General features: G+C 71.9%; 2 protein-coding genes. Both read right to left on the bottom strand.

Going from position 1 to position 3,385, the window contains the following annotated elements:
• Positions 1-468: 468 nt before the first annotated feature.
• Positions 469-1,578, bottom strand: coding sequence for a glycosyltransferase (locus VFZ20_RS01275; protein WP_329681998.1), 1,110 nt, complete (start codon positions 1,576-1,578; stop codon positions 469-471).
• Positions 1,579-1,970: 392 nt separating this feature from the next.
• Positions 1,971-3,044, bottom strand: a complete 1,074-nt coding sequence (locus tag VFZ20_RS01270) for an NAD-dependent epimerase/dehydratase family protein (protein ID WP_349264048.1) — start codon at positions 3,042-3,044, stop codon at positions 1,971-1,973.
• Between the last annotated feature and the right edge of the window lie 341 nt (positions 3,045-3,385).

Below are 3,385 nucleotides of genomic sequence, written 5' to 3'. Positions count from 1 at the left end.
TTGTCGACCGCGAGGCCACGTTTCTGTAACGGGCCGCGCACGCGCAGACGATTGATCCGGCAGATGATCTTCAGGGAGATGCCGCCCAAACCTTCGTGCGGCTAATCTGAAAGATTCCACCCGTGGGGCATTTCGTCAAGCGCCTCCACCACATGTTGTGTGCACGGTATCCACCCGGCACCAACGCGCCACGGCGGGAACAATCATCCTCCGCTGATCCAAGTCGCTGGGATCACTCGACTTATCTACACTCGGTCGGATGAGGATGATCCCGATCGCGCCACCGCCCGAACGGAAGCGCGCGGCGGCGGCCGGATCGGACGTCATCCATCGCGCACTTGGGGACGGATGCGTTCCACCGCGCCCGCCGATGCGCGGAGCCCGTCTGCTGTCCGCCCGCGTGGACACACGCGAAAGCCCCGCCTCGAGCGAGCGAGACGGGGCTTCGACTTTCTACGGGACGGCCGATCAGGCGCGTGAGCCGAATAGCACGGCTTCGGCCTCGTCCACCATCCGCTCCACGCCAAAGCGGGCGCGAACGCGGCGCAGCGCCTCGTCCGTGCGCGCGCGGACGGTGGACGGATCCGCGCGCAGCAGGGACGCGGCCTCGCGCAGGGCGCCGGCGAGCGCGGACGCGTCCTCCGGCGGCACGATCCAGCCGGCGGGCGGGGCGTCGCCGTCCGCCGCGACGGCCGTGCGCACGCCGCTGATGTCGGACGCGATCACGGGCGTGCCGGCGGCCATGGCCTCCAGCATCACGTTGGCCATCCCCTCGTTGCGGCTGGGGAGGACGAACAGGTCGAGGCCCGCCAGGAGCGCCGCCGCGTCGTCGCGCCGGCCCAGCCAGTGCACGCGGTCCGCGATGCCGAGCGCATCCGCCCGCGCGCGCAGCGCCGCCAGCTCCGGCCCGTCGCCGATGACGGCCACGCGCGCATCCGCCAGTCCCGCGCGCGCGAACGCATCCAGCAGCACGTCGAAGCCCTTGCGGTGCGTCACGTGCCCCGCCCCGCCCACCAGCAGCGTCCCCGCGTCCGCGCCGATCTCCGCACGCAGCCGGGCGCTGGCCGCGTGCCGATCCACCCCGTCCGTGCGGATGCCGTTGAGGATCACGTGGATGCGCGAAGGCGGATACCACGGGGCGCGGCGGGCCCACGCGTCCGCGATCTCCGGCGCGTTGACGATGATGCCGTCCACGCCCCGGCGAAACCACAGGCGCGCGTCCCAGCGCTCCGGCGTGCGCACGATGCCCAGGCGGACGATCACGCGCGGCACGCCGGCGCGGCGCGCGGCCCACGCGCCCCACGGTCCGCCGCGCCACGAGGTGAGCAGCAGGGCATCCGGCCGCTCACGCCGCAGCCATCGCGCGAAGCCGAGGGCGCGCGGCAGGTCCAGCCCGCCCCCGGGCCGCGCGTGCGCCGTGCGGATCCCGCGCTCCGCCGCGCGACGCGCCACGTCCCCGCCCCGCCGGCAGGAGAGCACGACATCGTGGCCGCGGGCGGCGAGCCCGGCGGCCAGGGTGAGCATCCACTTCTCGTTCCCGCCCCACACCCGCGCGGCGTTGTGGATGACGAGCTTCATGCGATGATGTCGATTGTGATCCGTGAGAACCGCCGCCGGCCGGCACGAGTCCGAATGTGCCGGCGCGAAAGCGCCAGCGTGCCTCTGCTGGGTGCCCCAACGCCCTCGCCCGAAAGCGTCATCCTGAGGGCCGCCGCGCGAAACCCGACTGGGCACGACCGATGGCGGCGACGAAGGATCTTGCGCCCTCTCCACGGACTCCGGCAAGGCGCGCGAACCGTCCCGGGCGAGGCCGTGCACGGATGCAGCCGCAGAGGAAGGGAGACAAGATCCTTCGTCGCCGCCATGGATCGCGACTGGGGCAGGATCGCGCGGCGGCTCCTCAGGATGACGCAGCCGGGCGGTGGAGTGGGTTCTCGCCCTCGCCGCTGGCGCGTCGAGCGGTGGGCGATTCAGGCGGCGTCCGCCGTCACCTGCGGGGCGGCATCCGTGTCGACAGGCGACGCGGTGGCGGTGGCGCCATGGAAGCGCAGGTACCACTCTACGAAGCGGCGCATCCCCACCTCCACGGGCGTGGACGGCGAGAAGTCGAAGTCGCGCGCGAGCCCCTCCACGTCGGCAAAGGTCGCGAGGGCCTCACCGGGCTGGCGCGGCAGCATGCGCACGTCGGCGCGGCGGCCCAGGCAGCTCTCGATCACGCGGACGAGGTGCAGCACGGGCACGGGACGGTGGCTGCCCAGGTTGTACACGCGGTACGGCGCCGCGCTCGCCCCCGGCACGGGCTGGTCGCCGCTCCACGACGCGTCGGGCGCGGGCGGGCGGTCCAGCACGCGCACGATCCCCTCCACGATGTCGTCCACGTAGGTAAAGTCGCGCTCCATCTGCCCGTGGTTGAACACCAGGATGGGCTTGCCCTCCAGCACCGCGCGCACGAAGAGGAACGGTGCCATGTCCGGCCGCCCCCAGGGCCCGTAGACGGAAAAGAACCGCAGTCCCGTCGTGGGCAGGGCGTGCAGGCTGCTGTACGCGTGCGCCATCAGCTCGTTGGCCTTTTTGCTGGCCGCGTACAGGTTGAGCGGATGGTCCGTGCCGCCGCCCTCCACCGAGAACGGCAGGGCCGTCGTGGCGCCGTACACGGACGATGACGACGCGTAGACCAGGTGCCCCGCCCCGCCCGCGCGGCACCCCTCCAGCACGTTGAGAAATCCCACGACGTTGCTGTCGATGAAGTCGCGGGGATGGTTCACCGAGTGCCGCACGCCTACCTGCGCGGCCAGGTTCACCACCGCGTCAAAGCGGTCACCCGCGAACACGCCCTCCAGGGCCGCGCGGTCGGCCAGGTCCGCGCGGACAAAGCGGAATCCGCCGTGCGGCAGCAGTTCCGCCAGGCGCGCCTGCTTGAGCGCCACGTCGTAGTAGTCGCACAGGTTGTCCAGGCCCGTGACCTGGTCTCCGCGCGCCAGCAGCCGCCGCGCGAGGTGGAACCCGATAAAGCCTGCCGCCCCCGTCACGAGTATCCTGGCCATGTTCCCCCCGGTCACTTCGGTGCGCGCGTGGATCATCCGACGGGCAGGATAAGGCGCGAACGGGCTACGACAAAGGAAACAATTGTCGCCCCAGGACTGGCGCGGCGGATACGACGGAAAGGGGGCACCCGCCGCGTGGCGGGTGCCCCCTTGTCTCTGGTCGATGGCGATCACGCGGATCGCCGGCGACGGTTCAGCAGGGGAACAGGTCCGAGCAGCCGCGGCCGGTGGGGCACGCGTCGTTGGCCGAGTGGGGCGCGTACGGCTCCACGCAGTTGATGACCGTGCACCCGCGCGCCGACACGCAGGCGTCGATGGCCGAGCAGTCGGTGTCGTTGATG

This window comes from Longimicrobium sp. (genome assembly GCF_036280135.1).
Classification (GTDB): Bacteria; Gemmatimonadota; Gemmatimonadetes; order Longimicrobiales; family Longimicrobiaceae; genus Longimicrobium.
Note: the sequence above shows the minus strand (reverse complement) of the source record. Positions and strands in the feature narration are given on the sequence as shown.